Annotated in this window: 22 protein-coding genes; 12 read left to right on the top strand and 10 right to left on the bottom strand. The window is 71.8% G+C overall.

The window, feature by feature from the left end:
• Positions 1 to 373: 373 nt before the first annotated feature.
• Positions 374 to 604: a hypothetical protein gene (locus AB0G10_RS41490; RefSeq protein WP_360935476.1), complete on the bottom strand. Its 231-nt coding sequence runs from the start codon at positions 602 to 604 to the stop codon at positions 374 to 376.
• Positions 605 to 711: 107 nt separating this feature from the next.
• Positions 712 to 834 carry a ribosomal protein bL36 gene (locus AB0G10_RS41485; RefSeq protein ID WP_360935473.1) on the bottom strand — a complete coding sequence of 41 codons (123 nt, stop codon included), beginning with the start codon at positions 832 to 834 and terminating at the stop codon, positions 712 to 714.
• Positions 835 to 1285: 451 nt separating this feature from the next.
• On the opposite strand from AB0G10_RS41485, the gene AB0G10_RS41480 reads away from it, so the two are divergent.
• A complete protein-coding gene (locus tag AB0G10_RS41480) occupies positions 1286 to 2614 on the top strand; it encodes a prolyl oligopeptidase family serine peptidase (protein WP_360935470.1) in 1329 nt (442 codons plus the stop codon).
• Here the strand turns inward: AB0G10_RS41480 and AB0G10_RS41475 are convergent.
• Entirely contained in the window at positions 2611 to 3504 is an 894-nt protein-coding gene (locus AB0G10_RS41475; protein ID WP_360935467.1) for a LysR substrate-binding domain-containing protein, read from the bottom strand. The genes AB0G10_RS41480 and AB0G10_RS41475 overlap by 4 nt on opposite strands.
• Positions 3505 to 3631: 127 nt before the next feature.
• Here AB0G10_RS41475 and AB0G10_RS41470 point away from each other — a divergent pair, with 127 nt between their 5' ends.
• The 3 genes from AB0G10_RS41470 (at position 3632) to AB0G10_RS41460 (ending at position 10538) form a co-directional block, all read left to right on the top strand.
• Positions 3632 to 7099, top strand: a complete 3468-nt coding sequence (locus AB0G10_RS41470) for a bifunctional proline dehydrogenase/L-glutamate gamma-semialdehyde dehydrogenase (RefSeq protein WP_360935464.1) — start codon at positions 3632 to 3634, stop codon at positions 7097 to 7099.
• Between the two features lie 261 nt (positions 7100 to 7360).
• Entirely contained in the window at positions 7361 to 8545 is a 1185-nt protein-coding gene (locus AB0G10_RS41465) for a cytochrome P450 (protein ID WP_360935461.1), read from the top strand.
• Positions 8546 to 8555: 10 nt separating this feature from the next.
• Complete coding sequence (locus AB0G10_RS41460) at positions 8556 to 10538, top strand: hypothetical protein (protein ID WP_360935458.1); 1983 nt, start codon at positions 8556 to 8558, stop codon at positions 10536 to 10538.
• On the opposite strand, the gene AB0G10_RS41455 is transcribed toward AB0G10_RS41460, so the two are convergent.
• Positions 10525 to 11715, bottom strand: a complete 1191-nt coding sequence (locus AB0G10_RS41455) for an RtcB family protein (protein WP_360935455.1) — start codon at positions 11713 to 11715, stop codon at positions 10525 to 10527. The two genes, AB0G10_RS41460 and AB0G10_RS41455, sit on opposite strands and share 14 nt — an antisense overlap.
• Positions 11716 to 11848: 133 nt before the next feature.
• Positions 11849 to 12124, bottom strand: coding sequence for a hypothetical protein (locus AB0G10_RS41450; RefSeq protein ID WP_360935452.1), 276 nt, complete (start codon positions 12122 to 12124; stop codon positions 11849 to 11851).
• A 109-nt stretch (positions 12125 to 12233) separates the two neighbouring features.
• On the opposite strand from AB0G10_RS41450, the gene AB0G10_RS41445 reads away from it, so the two are divergent.
• Positions 12234 to 13397: an NAD(P)/FAD-dependent oxidoreductase gene (locus tag AB0G10_RS41445; RefSeq protein ID WP_360935449.1), complete on the top strand. Its 1164-nt coding sequence runs from the start codon at positions 12234 to 12236 to the stop codon at positions 13395 to 13397.
• A gap of 16 nt (positions 13398 to 13413) precedes the next feature.
• Here AB0G10_RS41445 and AB0G10_RS41440 read toward each other — a convergent pair whose 3' ends face one another.
• Positions 13414 to 13662 carry a DUF3040 domain-containing protein gene (locus AB0G10_RS41440; protein ID WP_360935446.1) on the bottom strand — a complete coding sequence of 83 codons (249 nt, stop codon included), beginning with the start codon at positions 13660 to 13662 and terminating at the stop codon, positions 13414 to 13416.
• A gap of 98 nt (positions 13663 to 13760) precedes the next feature.
• Between AB0G10_RS41440 and AB0G10_RS41435 the strand changes: the two genes are divergently transcribed.
• Both AB0G10_RS41435 and AB0G10_RS41430 read left to right on the top strand, forming a co-directional pair.
• On the top strand, positions 13761 to 14435 hold the full coding sequence (locus tag AB0G10_RS41435) for a maleylpyruvate isomerase family mycothiol-dependent enzyme (RefSeq protein ID WP_360935443.1): 675 nt from the start codon (positions 13761 to 13763) through the stop codon (positions 14433 to 14435).
• Between the two features lie 13 nt (positions 14436 to 14448).
• Positions 14449 to 14883, top strand: coding sequence for an SgcJ/EcaC family oxidoreductase (locus tag AB0G10_RS41430; protein ID WP_360935440.1), 435 nt, complete (start codon positions 14449 to 14451; stop codon positions 14881 to 14883).
• Positions 14884 to 14891: 8 nt separating this feature from the next.
• Here AB0G10_RS41430 and AB0G10_RS41425 read toward each other — a convergent pair whose 3' ends face one another.
• Positions 14892 to 15323, bottom strand: a complete 432-nt coding sequence (locus AB0G10_RS41425; RefSeq protein WP_360935437.1) for a MarR family transcriptional regulator — start codon at positions 15321 to 15323, stop codon at positions 14892 to 14894.
• A gap of 87 nt (positions 15324 to 15410) precedes the next feature.
• On the opposite strand from AB0G10_RS41425, the gene AB0G10_RS41420 reads away from it, so the two are divergent.
• On the top strand, positions 15411 to 16058 hold the full coding sequence (locus tag AB0G10_RS41420) for an NAD(P)H-dependent oxidoreductase (protein ID WP_360935434.1): 648 nt from the start codon (positions 15411 to 15413) through the stop codon (positions 16056 to 16058).
• Positions 16055 to 16501, top strand: coding sequence for a DUF2809 domain-containing protein (locus AB0G10_RS41415; RefSeq protein WP_360935431.1), 447 nt, complete (start codon positions 16055 to 16057; stop codon positions 16499 to 16501). The genes AB0G10_RS41420 and AB0G10_RS41415 overlap by 4 nt, the downstream gene beginning before the upstream one ends.
• Here the strand turns inward: AB0G10_RS41415 and AB0G10_RS41410 are convergent.
• Both AB0G10_RS41410 and AB0G10_RS41405 read right to left on the bottom strand, forming a co-directional pair.
• Complete coding sequence (locus AB0G10_RS41410; protein WP_360935540.1) at positions 16485 to 17036, bottom strand: polysaccharide lyase family 7 protein; 552 nt, start codon at positions 17034 to 17036, stop codon at positions 16485 to 16487. The genes AB0G10_RS41415 and AB0G10_RS41410 overlap by 17 nt on opposite strands.
• Positions 17037 to 17169: 133 nt before the next feature.
• On the bottom strand, positions 17170 to 17610 hold the full coding sequence (locus AB0G10_RS41405; RefSeq protein ID WP_360935428.1) for a MarR family transcriptional regulator: 441 nt from the start codon (positions 17608 to 17610) through the stop codon (positions 17170 to 17172).
• A gap of 78 nt (positions 17611 to 17688) precedes the next feature.
• Here AB0G10_RS41405 and AB0G10_RS41400 point away from each other — a divergent pair, with 78 nt between their 5' ends.
• Positions 17689 to 18000, top strand: a complete 312-nt coding sequence (locus AB0G10_RS41400) for a hypothetical protein (RefSeq protein WP_360935425.1) — start codon at positions 17689 to 17691, stop codon at positions 17998 to 18000.
• On the opposite strand, the gene AB0G10_RS41395 is transcribed toward AB0G10_RS41400, so the two are convergent.
• A complete protein-coding gene (locus tag AB0G10_RS41395) occupies positions 17967 to 18473 on the bottom strand; it encodes a helix-turn-helix domain-containing protein (protein WP_360935422.1) in 507 nt (168 codons plus the stop codon). The genes AB0G10_RS41400 and AB0G10_RS41395 overlap by 34 nt on opposite strands.
• A 96-nt stretch (positions 18474 to 18569) precedes the next feature.
• On the opposite strand from AB0G10_RS41395, the gene AB0G10_RS41390 reads away from it, so the two are divergent.
• A complete protein-coding gene (locus AB0G10_RS41390; RefSeq protein ID WP_360935419.1) occupies positions 18570 to 19166 on the top strand; it encodes a dihydrofolate reductase family protein in 597 nt (198 codons plus the stop codon).
• Between the two features lie 134 nt (positions 19167 to 19300).
• Positions 19301 to 19813, top strand: a complete 513-nt coding sequence (locus AB0G10_RS41385) for a hypothetical protein (RefSeq protein ID WP_360935416.1) — start codon at positions 19301 to 19303, stop codon at positions 19811 to 19813.
• The last annotated feature ends 5 nt before the right edge of the window (positions 19814 to 19818 follow it).

The following is a 19818-nucleotide window of genomic DNA, read 5'->3' as shown; positions in this document are numbered from 1 at the left end:
GGCAGATGAGCGCGGTGCGGCAGATGAGCGCACTGCGCCGGATAGGCACATCGCGCCCGACGAACACTGCGCGCCGACGGTGGCCTCTGAGCCTCGCACCCTTGAGCAGCAAGAAAGCCAAGGCCAGGACGACTTGGCCGGTGACGAGCCGACCGGGGACGACCCAGTCGGCGGCGAACCGGCCGGAGACGAAGCGGCTCGCGGCGTCGCCGGGCATGACACAGCGATCCAGGATCGTGCGGCTGGCCGCGGCGTCGGACCGCGTGCCTCACGTTCACCCACGTGCGCATTCCGGAAGGTCGTCATTCCGTCGCATCATCGAGAAGAAAACGGCCAGCGAGCTCCACCGTGGGCAGACCCGGAATCGCCTCACCTACTCGCGCATGTAACCCGTCTCGGGGTCGATCTGAGAGAGGAAATCACGGATGGACTCCTCATGCTCACTCATTGCCGGCGGCCGGTGATCCGACCAGGCCGCGGTGAAGCCGTAATCGGGATCCCGACCTGACGTCCACCTGTAATGGTAGGCGCCAGGATTGTCGTCGCCGCTTGCGACGACGTCGAACACTTCGCCGTCCACTTCAATGCGCATCGACGATTTCACGCCCCGTGACTAATGCGATGACGGCCAGGAGGGCATTCGCTCCGTCGAGCGGTGAGGGCGCCGGAACGCTGCGATGACGGCATGCTCCGGCGCTGCTCACGGGGCGGTCAGCCCTGACGGCCGTTCCAGCGCGGGTTCTTCCTGTTGACGACGATCTGGCGGCCACGGCGCCGGGTGACGACGCTGCCCGGCTTGCTCTTCAGCGAACGCAGGGAGTTGCGGACCTTCATGACGCTCGACCTCTTTCCGCGCCGGCGTCGGCTTCCGCCGTGCGCGATCAACCGAACGCCGCCACCGGGACCGTTATTTCCGGGGCCGGAAGGGACCCACCGCGCGCCCGCCGCCCCGGCCCGCTGCCTCCACCGCGGCGCAGCCCAACCGCGGCGCGGCCAAGAAGCGGCGCGGCCAAGAAGCGGCGCGGCCAAGAAGCGGCGCGGCCAAGAAGCGGCGCGGCCAAGAAGCGGCGCGGCCGGGGACGAGTTCCCGGCTTCCGGCGCAACGTGCCCACCCCGAGGGAGGGGTTGGTCCTTTTATGCGCTGACGAGGAAAGAAGCCGGGCAAACCCACCGGTCGCGACAGTGCCATTGATCGAGCGGCCGCGGGAGAGCCGGCAGAACCGGCCCCGCGCCGCCTTGACATCGATCTCCACTGATCATTGGATGTTACCGGGAGGTAACGCAAATGATCTTCAGCCGGAACCGGATCGCCGCGGCGCTCGCCCTGTCCCTGCTGGCCATGACGCCGGCGCCGGCCCAAGCGGGCCCCACCGAAGCCGCATGCACCGCGCCGGTTCAGGGACGGCCCGGGTACACGATCGCCGACCCGGACTGTGAGCTCGACGGCACCCCCTTCGCCGCCCTGCCGGACGCCCGCGTCTTCACCGGGATCGAGGACGACGCCGCCTACCGCATCGAGGTGCCGAAACGCTGGAACGGGCAGCTCGTCGTCTACGCGCACGGCTACCGCGGCACCGGCACGACGGTCTACGTCGACAACCCGGCCCTGCGGCAGCACTACCTGGACCGCGGATTCGCCTGGGCCGCTTCGAGCTATGCCACGAACGGCTACGACGTCGGGCAGGGCGTCCGGGACACGCATGCGCTGATCGACGTGTTCCGCCAGGAGACCGGCAGGTCGGCGCGGAAGGTCTACATCACCGGCGCGTCGATGGGCGGGCACGTCACGGCCGTGGCGATCGAGGAGTTCCCGCGGGCGTTCGCGGGGGCCATGCCGACGTGCGGCGTGCTCGGCGACGTCGAGCTTTTCGACTACTTCCTGGACGCCAACGTCACGGCGGCGGCCCTGGCCGGCGTCGACATCGCGTTCCCGACGGACGCGGTCACTTTCGCACCGCAAGTCGCCGAAATCACGAAAAAAGTGGACAAAGAGCAATGGTCCAACGTCCTCGAACGCCGCAGTGGCGGTGAACGACCGAACTTCGACAGCGCCTTCGCCTACTGGAACGCGGCGAGCCAGGCCGGGCTGCCGTTCCTGTTCAGCCTCTATCCGGGACTGACCGGTGGCACGGCCGGGATCGCGCCGGGCAACCTCACCGACAACCGGCACACGTTCTACCGCAGCACCGACGGCTGGAAGCCGACTGCCGCGGAGTGGCGGCTCAACCGGGATGTGCTGCGCGTGAAGCGGACCGCCGTCGCCGATCCTGGCCTGAACGGCGTCCCGCGCATCGACGGCAAGCCTCGCATCCCGGTCCTCTCGCTGCACGGCATCGGTGACCTGTTCGTCCCGTTCTCCATGGAGCAGGAATACGCCCGCGAGACGCTCCGCAACGGCCGCGCGCACCTCTTCGTCTCCCGCGCCGTCCGCGACATCACGCACTGCGGCTTCAGCCAGCCGGAGCTGCGCCAGGGCTTCGACGATCTGGTGCGCTGGGTGGAGACGGGCCGCCGCCCCGCGGGCGACGCGATCCTGGATCGGCGCAAGGTGGCTGCCGCGAGCTTCGGTTGTCGCTTCACCATCGGCGTACGAGGGAACTACCCGCCCTGCTAAATCCGGACGGCCTCGGTCAGCGCCTCCCGCAGCGCCCGCGCCGCCGGTGACGCCGAGCCGGCCAGCCGCTGGGCCGTGAAGATCGTGCGGCGGGGGCGTCCGTCCAGCTCCAGGAGCCGGCAGGACGTCTCCCGCCCCGCCCAGACGAGGTCCGGGATGAGCGCGACGGCGTTCCCCGACTCGACGAGCCGCATGTGCGCCTGCAGGTCGGCCGTCTCGTAGCGGACGTCCGGCTCGAACCCGGCGCTGCGGCAGAGCTGCTCGGCGAAGTGCCGGGACGCGGCCCCGCGCGGTTCCATCACCCACGGCATGTGCCGGGCCTCCAGGAGCGACCCGACCGGCCGCAGCGAGACCTCCTCGGCGGGCAGCGCCAGCCGGATCGCGTCGGTGGTCAGATCACGCCGATCGAGGCCGGGATGGTGCGGAGCGGCGTGAGCCGGGTACTGCTCTGCAATGACCATGTCGAAGTCGCGCGCCCAGGTCTCGCGCAGCGCTTCCTCGGGTTCGCGCTGGACCATCTCGACGCGGACGTCCGGGAAGCGCAGCGCCATGGCCCGCAGCGTCGCCGGCATGAACGCGAGCGCCGCCGACTGGAAGACGGCCAGCCGCACGGTGCCGGTGACCTGCGTCGTCGCGGACTGCAACCGGGCTTCGGCGCGCTCCAGGGTGTCCAGGATCTCGCCGACCGACGCGACCAGCACTTCGGCCTGCGGGGTGAGCCGGACGCCCCGGCCGGCCTTGCGCAGCAGCTGGGTGCCGGTCTCCTTCTCCAACAGGCTGAGCTGCTGGGACACCGCCGACGGGGTGAAGTTGAGCGCCTCGGCGACCGCGGCGAGCGTGCCCCGGACGGCCAGCTCGCGGAGCAGGATCAGACGACGGATCTCCAGCACGTCCCCAAGATAAGCCGCCCCTCGTTCCACAGATAAGCCGAACTGAAGAGTAAACGTCAGAAAGCTTCGCTTTTCCTAACCGGATGCCCGGACTCACACTGTTGCCGAAACCGGAAGGAGCATCCCGATGTCTGAGATCGCCGAAGAGTCGATCGCTTTGGTACGGCGCTGGCTGCGCGAGGCTGCCGACGTGCGCGTCGGCGGTTCGGCGAAGCAGCTCGCCGGTGTCCTGCGCGACCCGAAGGGGCTGGCCTTCACTGTCGGCTTCGTGGACGGTGTGATCCGCCCCGAGGACCTGCGGGTCAGCGCCCGGGCCCTGCGCTCGCTGTCCGCGGACATCCCGGCGTTCCTTCCGGCGCACCTGCGCGCCGCGGTCAAGGCGGGCGGCTTCTTCGCCCCGCTCATGCCGGGCGTGGTCGTCCCGATCGCCCGCCGCGCGCTGCGCCACATGGTCGGCCACCTGATCGTGGACGCCACCGACGCGAAGCTCGGCAGGGCGATTTCCAAGATCAAAAAGCGCGATGTACGGCTGAACGTCAACCTCCTCGGTGAGGCGGTCCTCGGCCGTGGCGAGGCGTCGCAGCGGCTCAAGAGCACCGAGCGCCTGCTGGCCCGCCCCGACGTCGACTACGTGTCGATCAAGGTGTCCTCGACGGTCGCCCCGCACAACCCGTGGGCGTTCGAGGAGTCGGTCGCCGACATCGTCGACGAGCTGACCCCGCTCTTCACGCTCGCGGCCGAGACCGGCAAGTTCGTGAACCTCGACATGGAGGAGTACAAGGACCTCGACCTCACGATCGCGGTCTTCACGAAGCTGCTGGACCGCCCCGAGCTGCTGAACCTCGAGGCCGGCATCGTGCTCCAGGCGTACCTGCCGGACGCCCTCGACGCGATGATGCGCCTCCAGGTCTGGTCGGCCGCCCGCCGCGAGCGCGGTGGCACCGGCATCAAGGTGCGCCTCGTCAAGGGCGCGAACCTGCCGATGGAGCGGGTCGAGGCGGAGCTGCACGGCTGGCCGGTCGCGACCTGCGACAGCAAGCAGGCGACCGACACCAACTACAAGCGCGTGCTCGACTACGCCCTGCACCCCGACCGGATCCGGAACGTCCGCCTGGGCGTGGCCGGTCACAACCTGTTCGACGTGGCGTACGCATGGATCCTCGCCGGAAAGCGCGACGTGCGCGGTGGCATCGAGTTCGAAATGCTGCTCGGCATGGCCGAAGGCCAGGCCGAGGCGGTGCGGCGTGAGGTCGGCGGGCTGCTGCTCTACACCCCGGTGGTGCGTCCCGAGCAGTTCGACGTGGCGATCGCGTATCTGATCCGGCGGCTCGAGGAGGGCGCCAGCTCGGACAACTTCATGTCGGCGGTGTTCGAGCTGCACGCGAACACCGAGCTGTTCGCCCGCGAGGAGCAGCGCTTCCTCGCGTCCCTGGCCGCGCTGGACGACGCCGTGCCGGCCCCGAACCGGGTCGCCGACCGGTACGCCGCGGTCCCTCGCTCGGAGCCGGGCCGGTTCGTCAACACGCCGGACACCGACCCGGCCGTGGCCGTGAACCGCTCGCGGGTCCGGGAGATCCTGGCCCGCTCCGCCGACTCCCGGCTCGGCCTCGACCTGCCGCGGATCGGCGACCGCGAACACCTCGACGCCGCCATGGAGAAGGCCGCCGCCGCGACCTGGGGCGGCGCCGACCGCCGGGCCGTCCTGCACCGGATCGGCGAGGCACTGGAAGCCCACCGCGACGTGTTCCTCGAGGTGATGGCGGCCGAGGCCGGCAAGACCGCCGACCAGGCCGACCCGGAGATCTCCGAGGCCGTCGACTTCGCGCACTACTACGCCGAGCTGTCCGCGGCGCTGACCGACACCGACGGCGCCGTCCCGGTCCCGGCCCGGCTCACCCTGGTGACCCCGCCGTGGAACTTCCCGGTCGCCATCCCGGCCGGCTCGGTGCTGGCCGCCCTGGCCGCCGGCTCCCCCGTGGTCCTCAAGCCGGCCGGCCCGGCCGAACGCTGCGGCACCGTGCTGGCCGGTGTCATCCGGGACGCGCTCGGCGCGGCCGGCGCCGACCCCGACCTGGTCACCCTGCTCCAGGTCGAGGAGAACGAGCTGGGCCGCGAGCTGATCGCGCACCCGCTCGTCGACCGGGTCATCCTGACCGGCGCCTACGAGACCGCCGAGCTGTTCCGCTCGTTCCGCGCGGACCTGCCGCTGCTCGCCGAGACCAGCGGCAAGAACGCCATCATCGTGACCCCGAGCGCCGACCTGGACCTGGCCGTCAAGGACGTCGTGTCGTCCGCTTTCGGTCACGCCGGCCAGAAGTGCTCGGCCGCCTCGCTGGTCGTTCTGGTCGGATCGGTCGCGCATTCCGACCGATTCCGTACGCAGTTGCTCGACGCCGTCTCGTCGCTCGAGGTGGGCTACCCCTCCGACCCACGCAGCCAGGTCGGCCCGCTGGTGGAGCCGGCCTCCGGGAAGCTCTTGGAGGGGCTGACCAGTCTCGGTCAGGGTGAGAAGTGGCTGCTGGAGCCCCGGAAGCTCGACGATTCGGGCAAGCTGTGGAGCCCGGGCGTGCGGGACGGGGTGCGCCGCGGCTCGGCCTACCACCGCACCGAGTACTTCGGCCCGATCCTCGGCATCATGACCGCTTCTGATCTGGACGAGGCGATCGACCTGGTCAACGAGGTCGACTTCGGTCTCACCTCCGGCCTGCACTCGCTGGACGCTGGCGAGATCCGTACCTGGCTCGACCGCGTCCAGGCCGGCAACCTGTACGTGAACCGCGGCATCACCGGCGCGATCGTCCGCCGCCAGCCGTTCGGTGGCTGGAAGCGCTCGGCGGTCGGCCCCGGCACGAAGGCGGGCGGCCCGAACTACCTGGTCGGCCTCACCGGCTGGGAGTCCCGCCCGGCCACCGCCACGGCCTCCGTCGCCGACCTGGGCGTCCGCACCCTGCTCTCCGCGGTCGCCCCCGTCCTCTCCGCCGACGACCGCGAACGGCTCGACCGCGCGGCCCGCAGCGACGCCGCGTTCCCGATGGCGGCGTCGGACGTGTCCGGTCTGGAGGCCGAGCGCAACGTGCTCCGCTACCTGCCCTGCCCGGTCACCGTCCGCCTCGCCTCCTCCGCCCTCGACGGCGCCCAGGCCGGCGGCGGGCCGGCCAGCGCCGGGTCGGCCGGCGGCACGCAGGCCGGCGGTGGGTCGGTCGACGGCGGGTCGGCCGGCGGCACGCAGGCCGGCGGCGGGTCGCTCGCCGATCTCGTCCGCGTTCTGGCGGCGGGCACCCTGGCCGGCTCAGAGATGCGGATCTCGACGGCCACGCCGCTGCCCGCCGAGCTGACGGCGCGGTTCCCGCAGGCCGTAGTGGAGGACGACGCGACATTCGCGGCGAACCTGTCCTCGGGCCGGGTCCGCCTCATCGGCGGCTCCGCGAAGGCCCTGCTGGAAGCGACCGGCGGCCGCCCCGACCTCGCGATCTGGGCCGGCCCGGTGACCGAATCCGGTCAGGTGGAGCTGCTCCCCTTCATCCACGAGCAGGCGGTCAGCATCACGGCCCACCGCTTCGGCAACCCACTCGCGCTGGCCGCCGAGGTCCTCTGACGAACCACTTCCACCTCGCGCGCCCCGCGCCTCCCCCCGCGCTCCCCCGCCCGCGATCTTGTTGATTCCGCCCGCCCCGCTGCCGCACAGACTCACAAGATCGCGGGCCGAGAGCGCCTCCCTCCCGCGATCTTGTTGATTCCGTCCGCCCCGCTGCCGCACGGATTAACAAGATCGCGGATGGGAGGCGCGGGCGGGAGCGCGGGCGGCGCGCGGGCGCGGAACACGGGCGGGGAGCGCGGGCGGGCCACACTGGACTCCATGGACCACGAAACCGCGCTCGCGTCCTTGTTCGCCGCCGAGGGCAGGCTCGATCCGTACCCGGCCTATGACGCCCTCCGCGAGCACTCGCCGATCTTCCGGGCGCTCGACGGGCGTTGGTTCGTCACGACGCACGAGCTCACCAACCGCCTGCTGCGCGAGCCGAGCCTGCGGGTCGCCGACGCCGGCGACTACGACGACTCGTGGCCGGACTGGCGGGAGAACCGCGCGGTCGCCTCGATCGTGATGTCGATGCTGCAGTACAACCCTCCGGAGCACACCCGGGTCCGCCGGGCCGCGGCCTCCACGTTCACGGCCCGGCGGGTGGCCGGCATGCGCGACGTGATCACCGGGCTGGCCGAGGATTTGATCAAGGAGATGCCGCAGCGGGCCGACTTCGTCAGCGCGTTCGCCTATCCGCTGCCCATCGCGGTGATCTGCGCCCTGCTCGGCGTGCCCGATTCCGATCGTCAATGGTTCCGCCGGCGCGCGGCCGACCTGACCGTCGTCCTCGAGCCGATCAGCACCGAGGAGGAGATGAGCACCGCGGACGCGGCCGGGCGTGAGCTGGAGGACTACTTCGCCGGCCTGATCGCCGAGCGGCGGCGCAGCCCGCGGGAGGACCTGACCAGCGCCCTCGCCGCCGACGGGACGCTGACCGGCCAGGAGCTGCTGGCCAACCTGGTGCTGCTTCTCGTAGCCGGCTTCGAGACCACCACGAACCTGCTCGGCACGGGTCTCGCTCTCCTGCTGGAGCGCCCCGATCTGAGCGATCGGTTGCGCCGGGAGCCGGGCCTCGCGCCCGCGTTGGTCGAGGAGATCCTCCGGTACGACTCACCGGTGCAGCTCACGACCCGTTTCACCGGGACGGCGCTCGACCTCGGCGACGGCCTCCACCTCGCTCCAGGCACGCCCCTGACCATGCTGCTGGGCGCCGCGAACCGCGACCCGGCCCGCTACCCCGACCCGCACGTCCTCGACCCGGACCGCCCCGGTATCCAGCCGGTCTCCTTCGGCGGCGGCGCCCACTACTGCCTCGGCGCCCCACTGGCCCGCCTGGAGGCCCAGGTGGCGTTCCCCCTGCTCCTGACGATGCTGCCGGCCCTGGCCCTGGACGGCGCCCCCACCCGCCGGGACCGCCTGGTCCTCCGCGGCTACGCCGCCCTCCCGATCACCACCTCATAGACTGCGCGGCGTGCTGGACGGACTCGACGAGATCGCTTGGGAGCGGTTCACCCACGCCTACGGCAGCGCCGGCGACACTCCCGGCCTGCTCCGCGCCGCGGCCTCGGCGGACCGCGAGGAGGCGTCCGAGGCGGTAGCCGGCCTGCACGGCTCGATCTTCCACCAGGGAACCGTCTACCCGGCCACCGTCCCGGCGATCCCCTTCCTCACCGGCCTGGCCGAGTCCGCCCCGCACGGCCGCGACCGCCTCGTGTGGATGCTCGGCATGCTCGCCGACCCACGCCACGCCTACGGCACCAGCGCCACCGACGTCCGCCAGGCGGTGGCCGCCCAGAGCCTCCGCCTCACCCTTCTGCTCGACGACCCCGAGCCCACCGTCCGCGAGGCCGCGGCCTACGCGGTCCGGATGTCCGGCGGTTATTCCGGGTCGGCTCTTCCGCAACGGTGGGAGGTCGAGTCCGACTCGGCGGTGCGGGCTTCCCTGGCGCTCGCGATCGGTTCCACGCCGTTCGTCCGGGATCTGGTGCTGCACGGCGAGCCGCCGGTGTGCGTGGCCGCCGCGCTCGCCCTCCTCCGCGCCGGCCACGATCTCGACGCCGACCGGATCGCGGCGGTGGTCGCCGCGATCGACGACGGCGCTTCGGTGGCGTGGTACTGGGCGCCGGGCGGCGAGTGGTACGAGGAGCTCCTGACCGCCGCCTCCCCCTCCGGCGCGCGGCGGACCCTCGCGGCGATGCTCCACTCGCCGAAGGCGGCGACCCGCAGCGCCGGGATCTGGGCGATGAACGAACTCTGCGCGCGCCGCCGCTCCGCGCCGGCCGCGCTCCTGCCGCTGGTGGCGCCGCTGCTGGAGGATCAGGACGAGGACGTACGGGCCGCCGCGTTCACCGCGTTCCGCCGGGGCGGCTGGGCCGTCCACGCCTACCGCGACACGGTCGCCGGGATCGCCGCCCGCTATCCCGAGGTGGCCGGCAGTCGAGCCTTCACCAGGGAATACGAGGCCATCGAAATCCTGATGCGCCTCGGCGACCCGCGCTGGGTCCGCCCGGCCTGCGAGGCCGCCACCCACCAGCCGCGCTTCGCTCCCGGCGCCGTCCGTTTCACCCCTGAGGTCCGCGACGCCATCCGATCCGAACTCCCCGGCCACGCCGCCTTCCTGGCCCCGCTGATCACCTATTGGGGCGACGAAGCCGGCCCCCTGATCCCGGCCTTGGTGGAGGCTCTGCACCACGGCGGTCCCCAGGCGCCGCCCATCGCCGCCGCGCTGTTGCATCTCGGGCATGACGAACCGGCGGCCGTGCCCTGTTGGCGTGCGATGGACGGCCTGCCGGCGGCCTTCGCCGTGGCCCGTGTGACCGGCGACGACTCCGTGGCCGTCGACGCCCTCCGCACCGCGCTGACCGGCACGACGGGCGTGCCCTCGCTCTCGCTGCCGGAGGTGGACGGCCTCGAACGGCTGCTTCCGGTGGCGACGCCCTACCTGACCGGCGAGGCGCCCTTCCTCCACTCCGAGCGGGAACGGCAGCTGCTCGCCGCCCGGGTGGTGGCCGCGGTCGCCGGGCCGGACGCCGTCCTCCCCACGATCCGCGCCGTACTCGACGCCGGCGACGCCCCGTCCCGCGACGCCGCCGACCTGATAGCCGACCTGGCCGCCGATCCGGGCGGGTCTCTCCGCGGCCTGATGCCCGGCCTTCGCGCGCGCCTCGACGACCCCCGGAGCCGATTGTCCGCCGCCCGCGCCCTCGCACGTCTGGGCGTGCCCACCGCCGACCTGGCGGAGACCCTGGTACGGGGCATGACCGACCACGACGGCCGGCACGGCGCCGCGATCGTCGTCGAGCTCGGGGCCGCCGAGACGGTTCCGGGGCTCGGAGAGCTGCTCGCGCGGGACGACCGGCCGGACGTTCCCAGCTCGGTCGACGACGTCGTGTGGGCGGACGAGATCTTCCAGGAGCTCGTCCGGGAGGCGATCGCGCGGCTCAGTCGCCCTTGACGTTGACGAGCTGGCGCAGGGTGTGGCGGATCTCGACGAGGTCGGCGGCGTCCCGCATCACCACGTCGATCGGCTTGTAGGCCTGCGGGATCTCGTCGAGGAAGGCGTCGGTGTCGCGGTACTCGATGCCCTTCATGGCGGTCCGGAGCTGCTCGCGGGTGAAGGTCTTGCGCGCCCTCGACCGGGAGAAGGCCCGGCCCGCGCCGTGCGGTGAGGAGTTCAGCGACGTCGCGTCGCCCTTGCCGACCACGACGTACGACGCGTCGCCCATCGAGCCGGGGATGAGGCCGGGCCGGCCCCGCTCCGCGTTGATCGCGCCCTTGCGGGACAGCCACACCTCCTCGCCGAAGTGCGTCTCCCGATCGGTGTAGTTGTGGTGGCACTGCACCCGTTCCCGCTGCTCGACCGCGTCCCCGGTGTACGCCTCGAAGCACGCGATCACCCGGTCCATCATCTCGTCGCGGTTGGCCAGGGCGAAGTTCTGCGCCCAGCGGAGCTCCCGCATGTACGTGTCGAACTCCCGCGTCCCCTCGTCCAGGTAGGCGAGGTCGCGATCCGGCACGGACAGCCCCCGATCCTGCGCCACCCGGATGTGATGGCTCGCGATCTTGTTGCCGACGCCCCGCGAGCCGGAGTGCAGGAACAGCCAGACCGCGCCGTTCTCGTCGTGGCACACCTCGATGAAGTGGTTGCCGCTGCCGAGCGTGCCGATCTGCAGCTTCCAGTTCTTCGCATAGCCGGCCGGATCGAACCCGGCCGTCTCCGCCTCGGCGGCCAGCGCGTCGGCCCGGCGCCGCGCCGACGCGGTGAGCCGGGTGTTGTAGGCCCCGGCCGAGAGCGGGACCGCCTGCTCGATCGCCGTCCGCAGCCTGCCCAGATGTCCCCGCAGCTCGTCGCGGTGATGCTGGGTACGGACCGCCGCCATCCCGCATCCGATGTCCACCCCGACGGCGGCCGGGATGATCGCCCCGAGAGTAGGGATGACCGAGCCGACCGTGGCGCCCTTGCCGAGGTGCGCGTCGGGCATGAGCGCGATGTGCGGGTGGATGAACGGCAGCTGCGACGCCTTCTCGGCCTGCCGCAGCGTCTCCTCCTCGAGCAGGCTGGCCCAGTTGACCAGCCGTTCGTTGATCCGCCGCACGATTCCACCCCCGGTCCGCCCCTGTGTCTCGATCATGCAGGAGTCCCCGCGTCGGCCGGGTTCAACCGCCTCAGCCGGCTCTCGCTCGCGAGAAGCTGCGTGCGCCACGTGGCGCAGGACAGCTCATGCCCGATCGCGAGCCGCGCCTCCACCGCCCGCGCGGGGGTCGTCAGATGCCCGCCAGCGGCACGAGCCGCAGGAACGTCACCTCGGCGCCGCCGCTCAGGTCGACCGTCTCGTCGAGGTCCTCGACCTGGCGGCCGCCGACCAGCACGACGAACCCGTTGCGGGAGAAGGACTCGACCGCCCGCTGCGGCGCGGCCGAGAGCGCCGAGAACGCCAGGATGAGCTCCCGGAGCGTCGGCCGGTCATCAAGGAACTCGAGTTGCCACCGCACGGGCCGGCGCCCGCTGGTGGCCTCATCGACGATGTCAACTTTCAGCACGCCGCGACTCTGCCACCGGGGTATGACATTTTTCGAGAGGTCCGGTCGGCCCATGGACAGCCTTGGTTGAACCGTCCACTATGGCCGCAAGATCGATGTGAGGACATCCATGACGAACCCCGAATACGACGTCATCGTGGTCGGCGCGCGCTGCGCCGGCGCGCCGCTCGCGATGCTGCTGGCCAGGCAGGGGCAGCGCACGCTGCTGGTGGACCGGGCCACGTTCCCGAGCGACACGGTCTCCACCCACGTCATCCACCCGCCGGGCGCCGCCGCCCTGCAGCGCTGGGGCCTGCTCGACCGGATCGCGGCGACCGGATGCCCGCCGGTGGGCCGGTACTCGTTCGACTTCGGGCCGATCAGCCTGGCCGGCGCGCCCGGCACGCCCGAGTCGCCGTACGCCTACGCTCCGCGCCGCACGCTCCTCGACAAGATCCTGCTGGACGCCGCGGCGGAGGCCGGCGCCGAGGTCCGCGAGGACTTCAGTGTCGAGGAGATCCTGTTCGAGGACGATCGGGTGGTCGGGATCCGCAGCGGCTCGACCGTGGAGCGGGCCCGGTTCGTGGTCGGCGCGGACGGCCGCAACTCGGCGGTCGCGAAGGCCGTCGAGGCGAAGGTCTACCAGGACCAGGGGCCGCTGACCGTCGGCTACTACGGATACTGGAGCAACCTGCCGACCGACACGTTCGAGGCGTACAGCCGGCCGGGCCGGGGCTGGGCGGTCTGCCCGACGAACGACGACCTCACGCTGGTGATCGGCGGCTGGCCCTACGCCGAGCTGGCCGAGCACCGCAACGACATCGAGGGCGAGCTCCGTCGTACCTTTGCTCTGTCTCCCTCTTTCGACGAGCGCATCCGGGGCGCGAAGCTCGAATCGAAGCTGGCCGGCACATCGGTGCCGAACTACTTCCGGGTGCCTTCCGGACCCGGGTGGGCGCTGGTCGGCGACGCCGGATACAACCGCGACTACATCACGGCGCAGGGCATCACCGACGCGTTCCTGGACGCCGAGAACCTGGCCGCGGCCTTGAACGACGGCTCCGCCGAGGCGCTGCGCGGCTATCACGAGGCGCGCGACGCCCGGGCCATGCCGGTCTACCAGATGACCCTCGGCATCGCGTCGCTGCAGCCGCCGGACGCGCAGATGGTCCAGCTCGTCTCGGCGATCATCGGCGACCAGGCGAAGATGGACGCCTTCGCCCGGCTCAACTCGGGGGTGACGTCCCCCGCCGAGTTCTTCAGCCCGGAGAACCTGGCGAAGCTGACGAGTTGACGAGTTGACGACGGTGTCAGAGGAAGAGGCGCCACCGTGCCACGGCCAGCGCGACGGCGACCACGACGGCACAGGTGAGGGCCACGCCGGCGGCTCCCCAGACCACCATGAGCACGGACAGGCCGCCCCAGACCAGGCCGCCGACCACGGCGAGCGCCACCAGCATCTGCCTGCTCAGCGTGCGCGGTGCTGCGAACTTCGGGTCCTCCGCGGCCAGCCGGCCGATGATCCGGTCGAACTCCCGGCGTGTGTCTTTGGTAGACATGCTGGTCACCACCCTGTCCGCGGCTACGCCCATCGCGGCCTTCCCCTTACCCAGAGACGGTACTTCGCGAACGTGACTTCGCGGGTACTCTGCGGCGGATGAACCTGGACCACCTGGGGCTCCTGCGCCGCGACCTCGACGCGTTCGCGGACGTGCTGGACGGCGATCTCGGCGTCGCCGTCGAGCACTGCGGCGACTGGACGCTGCGCGATCTGGCCGGGCACCTCGGGCAGGGCAACCTCTGGGCGGCCGCCGCGGTCACCGAGCGGCGCGGCGACCATCGGCCGCCGGTTCCGCAGGACGGGCTCGGGGCCTGGTTCGCGGCGAGCGCCGACACGCTGGTCACGGCGCTCGGGGCGGATCCGGCGACCGAGGCGTGGACGTTCGCGCCGCCGCGCACCGTCGGGTTCTGGCGGCGCCGCCGGCTGCTGGAGACGGTCGTGCACCTCTGGGACGCCCGGCACGCGCGCGGGCTGCCGAATCCGATCGACCCGGAGCTGGCCGGGGACGGCGTCGCCGAGGTGATCGAGGTCTTCGTGCCGCGGATGGTCCGGCGCGGGCTGGCGGCGGAGCCGACCGCGGCGGTCCGGCTGACCGCTTCCGATCTCACGACCACGTGGGTGGTCGGGCCGGGGGATCCGGTTGCGCACCTCGAGGGTACGGCGGAAGAACTGTTGCTGGCACTCTGGAACCGTGGCCCTCTCCCCTGGGCCCGGCTCACCGGCGACGAGGCCGTCGCCCGTGAGGTGTTGCGGGGCCCGCTCGTACCCTGAGGAAGGACCGCCCATGACCACACGGGACCTCTACCTGGAGATCCTCACCGCCTGGAACGAGCGGGACGCCGACCGGTACGCCGCCGCGTTCGCCGCGGACGCGCTGATCGTCGGCTTCGACGGCAGCCAGGTCGCCGGCGCCGACATCGCCGGGCACCTCGGGCCGATCTTCACCGATCACCCGACCGCCGCGTACGTCGCCAAGGTCGTCGCCGTCCGCGAGGTCGGCGGCGGGGCGGAGCTCGTGCACGCGATCGCCGGGCTGGTCCCGCCCGGCTCGAACCAGATCACCCCGGCCCTCAACGCGGTGCAGAGCCTGCTCGTCGCGGACGGCCGCGCGCTGCTGTTCCAGAACACGCCGGCGCAGTACCACGGCCGCCCCGACCTCACCGAGCAGCACACCGCCGAACTACAGGCGCTGCTCGCCAACGGAACCGTGCTGGGCTGAAGGCTGCCTCACGAAGCGGCCAGGACCTTCCCGAGGGCACCCGCCACGGCGCGGGCCTCCTCCTTCTCCATCCGGCTGGTGAAGTGCTTCTCGATCCCGGCCAGGTAGGTCGGCGCCGCCTCGCGCAGCCGCTGCCGGCCGGCCTCGGTGATCGTGGCCCAGGCCGAGCGGCGATCGTCCGGGTTGCTCTCCCGCACGACCAGCCCGGCCGCGGCGAGGGCGTCCACGACCCGGCTCGCCCGGGTGCGGCTCACCACCGCCTTCTGCCCGAGTTCGGTCATGCTGAGCCGCCGGTCGGGGGCCGAGTTCAGCTCGAGCAGGACGTCGTACCAGGCCAGCTGTAGTCCGCAGGCCGCCTGCAGTTCCCGGTCGAGCAGCGGGACCAGCGCCGCGTGTACCCGGAGCAGCGCGGCCCAGGCGGCCGTGTCGGTGTCGCTCATCACGGCAGCGTACCCAAGTCTTGTGCGTGCGCACGCACTGGCGTAGAAATGTGCGTGCGCACGCACTTCAAGTAGAGGAGAACCACAGTGAGCAAGCTTCTGCACATCTCCGCCTCGCCCCGCGGCCCGCAGTCCGAGTCCCTGGCGCTGGCCGCGACCTACCTCGACACCGTGCGGGAGACCGAACCCGGCGTGACGATCGAGGAGTGGGATCTCTGGGACGGCACCCTGCCCGCGTTCGGCCCGGACGCCGCCGCGGCCAAGATGGCGATCTTCGCGGGCACCCGGCCGACCGGCGCCGCGGCGGACGCGTGGCAGGCCGCCGTCGACACGTTCCGCCGCTTCGACGCCGCCGACCGCTACCTCTTCAGCGTGCCGATGTGGAACGCCGGGGTGCCGTACATCCTGAAGCAGTTCATCGACGTCATCAGCCAGCCCGGTCTCCTGTTCGGCTTCGACGCGGCCGAGGGATACACCGGCTTGCTGCGCGGCAAGCGCGCCGCGGTCATTTACACCAGTGCCGTGTACGGTCCGGCGCGCGGCCCGGCGTTCGGAGCCGATTTCCAGGCGCCCTATGTCGAGGAATGGCTCCGCTGGTCCGGCATCACCGACATCCGTACGATCCATTTCCGCCCGAACCTGGTGACCGCCGACGCCGAGGCCGCCCGCCGGTCGGCGCACGCCCGGGCCCGGGACGAGGCCCTCTTGCCGGGGTCCCCTATCGTCGCGGCGTGACCGGAGGGACGTGGCGGATCAGGGTGACGGCGATCGCCGCCGCGGCGGTCATCCTCGCGGCGGGGCTCGCCGTCCGCCTGCTATCGGGCGGCGCCGGCGCCCTCGACGGCTCGACCGCTCTCGCCCAGAACGCCGGCACGGCCCTCTACGCCGCACTCATCTACGCGGGCGTCGTCGTCCTGTTCCCCGCGACCCGCCCGCTCACCGCCGCCCTCACCGCGATCGCCTTCTGCTGGGCGGTCGAGCTGCTCCAGCTCACGCCGGTGCCGGCACTGCTCTGCGGCCGCAGCGTGATCGCCCGCCTGGTGCTGGGCGCCCACTTCGACCCGGCCGACATGCTCTGGTACCCGATCGGCGTGATCCCGCTGGCCGCCCTCCACGCCCTCCTCCGCCGGCGCGGACGGGCGCGCCAGGAGCCGCCGGCGGTCAGTGCTGGACCGTGAGGCTGTAGAACTTCACCTTCGCGCCGTTCGTGGTGCTCTCCGACGACGACTGGTTGTAGGAGCCGGCCTTGACGTAGGTCCATTTCGCGCCGAGGGGCACGTTGGTGATTCGGTGCAGGGTCTGCCCGCTCGCGTCCGGGGAGTTCTGGGTGCCCAGGTAGATGTCGCCGTTCGCCCGGTAGTAGAGCTCGGCGAGCGGTTTCGTCGAGGTGCCGCCGGTGCCCAGTTTCACCTGGCCGACCGCCACGTTCTTGGTCACCGAGACGACGCGCAGCTGGGCACTGAGCGTGTGGTTGCCGGCCAGGGTCCAGTCGGCCGCGCTGCCGTCGCGGTTCATCTCGCGCAGCTCGGAGCGGGCGTATTTCGAGTTGGGGGTGGTGACGCCTTTCTCCGGCGCCCAGAACGTCATCGAGCCGTCGTTCTTGTCGGTCCAGAAATAGGCGGCGTTCGTGTAGCCGGAGGCGCCTTTCAGCCGCGCCGGGGAGATCGTGTCCGGCTTGCCGGGCGAGCCCGTCGGGAGTTGGAGCTGCCAGATCGCCAGGTCGAAGTTGCCGCCGGGCGGGAGATTCGGGTCGAGTGCGGCGGCCGACGCCTGGGTGACGCCGAGGGCGCCGACGGCGCCGGCAACCCCGGCGGTGAGGGCCAGGGCGAGGAACTTGCGAAGCGTCTTAAATAACCTTGAATCGCTCCACCATGGCGGTCAGCAGACGGGTGAGCTGGTCGCGTTCCTCGGCGGTGAGTGGCGCCAGGATCTCCTCCTCCACGCCGGCCAGAATCCGATCGAGCCGGGCGAGCTGCCGGTGGCCGGCCGGCGTGAGCGTCACGACGTTGCGGCGGCGGTCGGCCGGGTCGGGCGCCCGCACCACCTGACCACGATCGGTCAGCTCGTTGATGACCGAGACCAGGTCGCTGCGGTAGATCCGGGTCCGGTCGCTGAGCTGCGCCTGGCTGAGCGGTCCGAACTCGTCGAGGGTGGCGAGCACCGCGAAGTGCCACTTGCGAGCGTCCGCCTTGGACAGCTCCTCGTTCACCCGGCGATCGGAATGCGTCGCGGCGAACGAGAGCAGCCGGGTCCGCAGGTTCCGCAGCCGTTCCGCCCCGTGTTCCACGCCGCGATCCTAGCACTTGCGTTAGTGACACTAACGTTCTAGCTTGGCGTTAGTCCTACTAACCATTGAGGAGAAGCGATGATCCCGTTCGGCACCCAGCTCATCGGCCGCACCGAGAAGGCCCTCACCGCCATCCTGGCCCGCCATCTGGAGGGCACCGGCCTCGACGAGTCCGGATGGATTGCCCTCACCCTGGCCGTGACCGGCGGCGGCCCGGTCGGCGACGAGGACCGCGCCCTGTGGACCCGGGTGCGGGAAGCCAACACGGCGGTCACCGACCGGCTCTGGGGCGACCTGCCCGCGGCCGACCTGGAGACGGCGGCCCGGGTGCTCACCACCGTGCTGGACCGCGCGGATCAGCTCGCCGGGCGGGCCGCCTCGGCCAGGTAGGCGGCGGTCAGCCCGTCGAGGACCGAGGGCGTGCCGGGCGGGCGCTCGACGCCGAGGTGCAGCTCGCGCAGCTCGTCCATGAAGTCGGACCAGAGGGCGGGGCCGCCGCGCTCCAGCAGCTCGGCGCGGATCGCCAGCTCCCGGGTGACCGGGAGGTGGCGGCGGCCCCAGGCGCCGAGCTGGGCCAGGACCGGGACGAGCTGGATGGCCGGCTCGGTGAGGCTGAGCAACATCCGCTGCTTGTGGCGCGGGTCGGGCACCGACGTGATCATGCCGAGCTCGGTGAGCCGGCGCAGGCGGTCGGCCAGGATGTTCGACGCGATGCCCTCCTCGGAGCCGGTGAGCAGGGCACGGAAGTGGCGGCGGTTGCCGAACATCATGTCGCGGATGATCAGCAGCGACCACTTGTCGCCCAGGACCTCCAGCGAGAGGTTGATCGGGCAGCCCGAGCGGCGTTCCTCGGCGGTTGTCACATGTTCCTCCCGGATACCACTTGCACTCTACAACCGGTCTTGACTACGGTGCCAACCGATAGCGGATTGCAACCGGTCAACGCCAAGGGAGTCGACATGGCCTTCGTCACCGCTTTCCTCTCCGTGTCCGCCGACGGCTTCGCGGCCGGGGAGAACCAGACCGCCGACAGGCCGTTCGGGGACGGTCCGGTGGATCAGCTGCACCGCTGGATGTTCGAGACGCCGGAGGAGAACAAGGAGATCACCGACGAGATCGTCAACGCCGGCGCGTTCATCATGGGGCGCAACATGTTCGGGCCGATCCGCGGCGCCTGGGACGAGTCCTGGACCGGCTGGTGGGGTCCGGAGCCGCCGTACCACAAACCGGTCTTCGTGCTCACCCACCACGAGCGCGCGGACCTCCCGATGGCCGGCGGGACCACGTTCCACTTCGTCACCGGCGGGGTGCGCGACGCGTTCGAGCGGGCGCGCGAGGCCACCGGTGACGGCCGGATCGCGATCGCCGGCGGCGCCTCGACGGTGAACCAGTTCCTCGCGGCCGGGCTGATCGACGAGCTCACCCTGACCGTCACGCCGGTCACGATCGGCACCGGCCGGCGGCTCTTCGACGGCGTGCCGCCACTGACGCTCGAACAGCTGCGCTCACGACCCGCGACGCTGGCCACGCACATCACGTACCGCGTGATCCGCTGAGCCGGCGCGCGATCCGCTGGAGCGGGCGCGTGGTCCGCCGGGTCCGCCACGCGGTCCGCTGAGGCGCCGTCGTCATCCCGGTGGGGTCACTGGTCCTCCCGCCTGCGCGGTGGACGCGCCCGTACGCTGGACGGATGCGGATCGCGGCGCTCGCGGGCGGTGCCGTCGCCGTCGCGGGCGCGCTCTTCTCGGCGCCGTGGCCGCTCGGGATGGGATGTGCCGTGGTGCTGACCGTCCTGGCGTTGCGGCCGGTCGAGCCCCGGCCGGAGCGCCTTCTGCGCTGGGCGGGGCTGCTCGGACTCTGGCTCGCGGTCCTCGTACGCATCAGGGGTCTTGCGGTGTGGCAGGCCACCGCCACCGCGCCCTCGCTCGCCCGGATCCTGGCCGAGACCGGTTTCCTGCTGCTGGCCTGCGGGCTGTTCGCGCTGGCGCTGGTGCGGCGGGCGACGCGGTCCGCGCTCACCGGGCTGGCGCTGCTCACCGGCGTCGCGGGGGTCACGGCGGCCTCGACCATGCTGCCCGAGGAGCCGGCAGTGGTGTCCGTGACGACCGGCGTCGACCCGCTCGCGGCCGTGGTGACCGGGCTGATGCTCTTCGGTGCCCATCTGGTCGCCGGCGTCTCACGAAATCCCGGACGGTTCCGATAGTCCTG

Origin of the sequence: Actinoplanes sp. NPDC023714 (genome assembly GCF_040639855.1) — a bacterium.
Classification (GTDB): domain Bacteria; phylum Actinomycetota; class Actinomycetes; order Mycobacteriales; family Micromonosporaceae; genus Actinoplanes.
This window is presented reverse-complemented; position numbering and strand designations above follow the sequence as displayed.

What these genes read in the sequence shown, in the direction of transcription:
- AB0G10_RS41390 (WP_360935419.1), top strand. Translation starts at nt 18,570, where the DNA reads ATGGCCTTCGTCACCGCTTTCCTCTCCGTGTCCGCCGACGGCTTCGCG.
- AB0G10_RS41385 (WP_360935416.1), top strand. Translation starts at nt 19,301, where the DNA reads ATGCGGATCGCGGCGCTCGCGGGCGGTGCCGTCGCCGTCGCGGGCGCG.
- AB0G10_RS41430 (WP_360935440.1), top strand. Translation starts at nt 14,449, where the DNA reads ATGACCACACGGGACCTCTACCTGGAGATCCTCACCGCCTGGAACGAG.
- AB0G10_RS41485 (WP_360935473.1), bottom strand. Translation starts at nt 834, where the DNA reads ATGAAGGTCCGCAACTCCCTGCGTTCGCTGAAGAGCAAGCCGGGCAGC.
- AB0G10_RS41440 (WP_360935446.1), bottom strand. Translation starts at nt 13,662, where the DNA reads ATGTCTACCAAAGACACACGCCGGGAGTTCGACCGGATCATCGGCCGG.
- AB0G10_RS41400 (WP_360935425.1), top strand. Translation starts at nt 17,689, where the DNA reads ATGATCCCGTTCGGCACCCAGCTCATCGGCCGCACCGAGAAGGCCCTC.
- AB0G10_RS41455 (WP_360935455.1), bottom strand. Translation starts at nt 11,715, where the DNA reads ATGATCGAGACACAGGGGCGGACCGGGGGTGGAATCGTGCGGCGGATC.
- AB0G10_RS41465 (WP_360935461.1), top strand. Translation starts at nt 7,361, where the DNA reads ATGGACCACGAAACCGCGCTCGCGTCCTTGTTCGCCGCCGAGGGCAGG.
- AB0G10_RS41470 (WP_360935464.1), top strand. Translation starts at nt 3,632, where the DNA reads ATGTCTGAGATCGCCGAAGAGTCGATCGCTTTGGTACGGCGCTGGCTG.
- AB0G10_RS41425 (WP_360935437.1), bottom strand. Translation starts at nt 15,323, where the DNA reads ATGAGCGACACCGACACGGCCGCCTGGGCCGCGCTGCTCCGGGTACAC.
- AB0G10_RS41435 (WP_360935443.1), top strand. Translation starts at nt 13,761, where the DNA reads ATGAACCTGGACCACCTGGGGCTCCTGCGCCGCGACCTCGACGCGTTC.
- AB0G10_RS41480 (WP_360935470.1), top strand. Translation starts at nt 1,286, where the DNA reads ATGATCTTCAGCCGGAACCGGATCGCCGCGGCGCTCGCCCTGTCCCTG.
- AB0G10_RS41445 (WP_360935449.1), top strand. Translation starts at nt 12,234, where the DNA reads ATGACGAACCCCGAATACGACGTCATCGTGGTCGGCGCGCGCTGCGCC.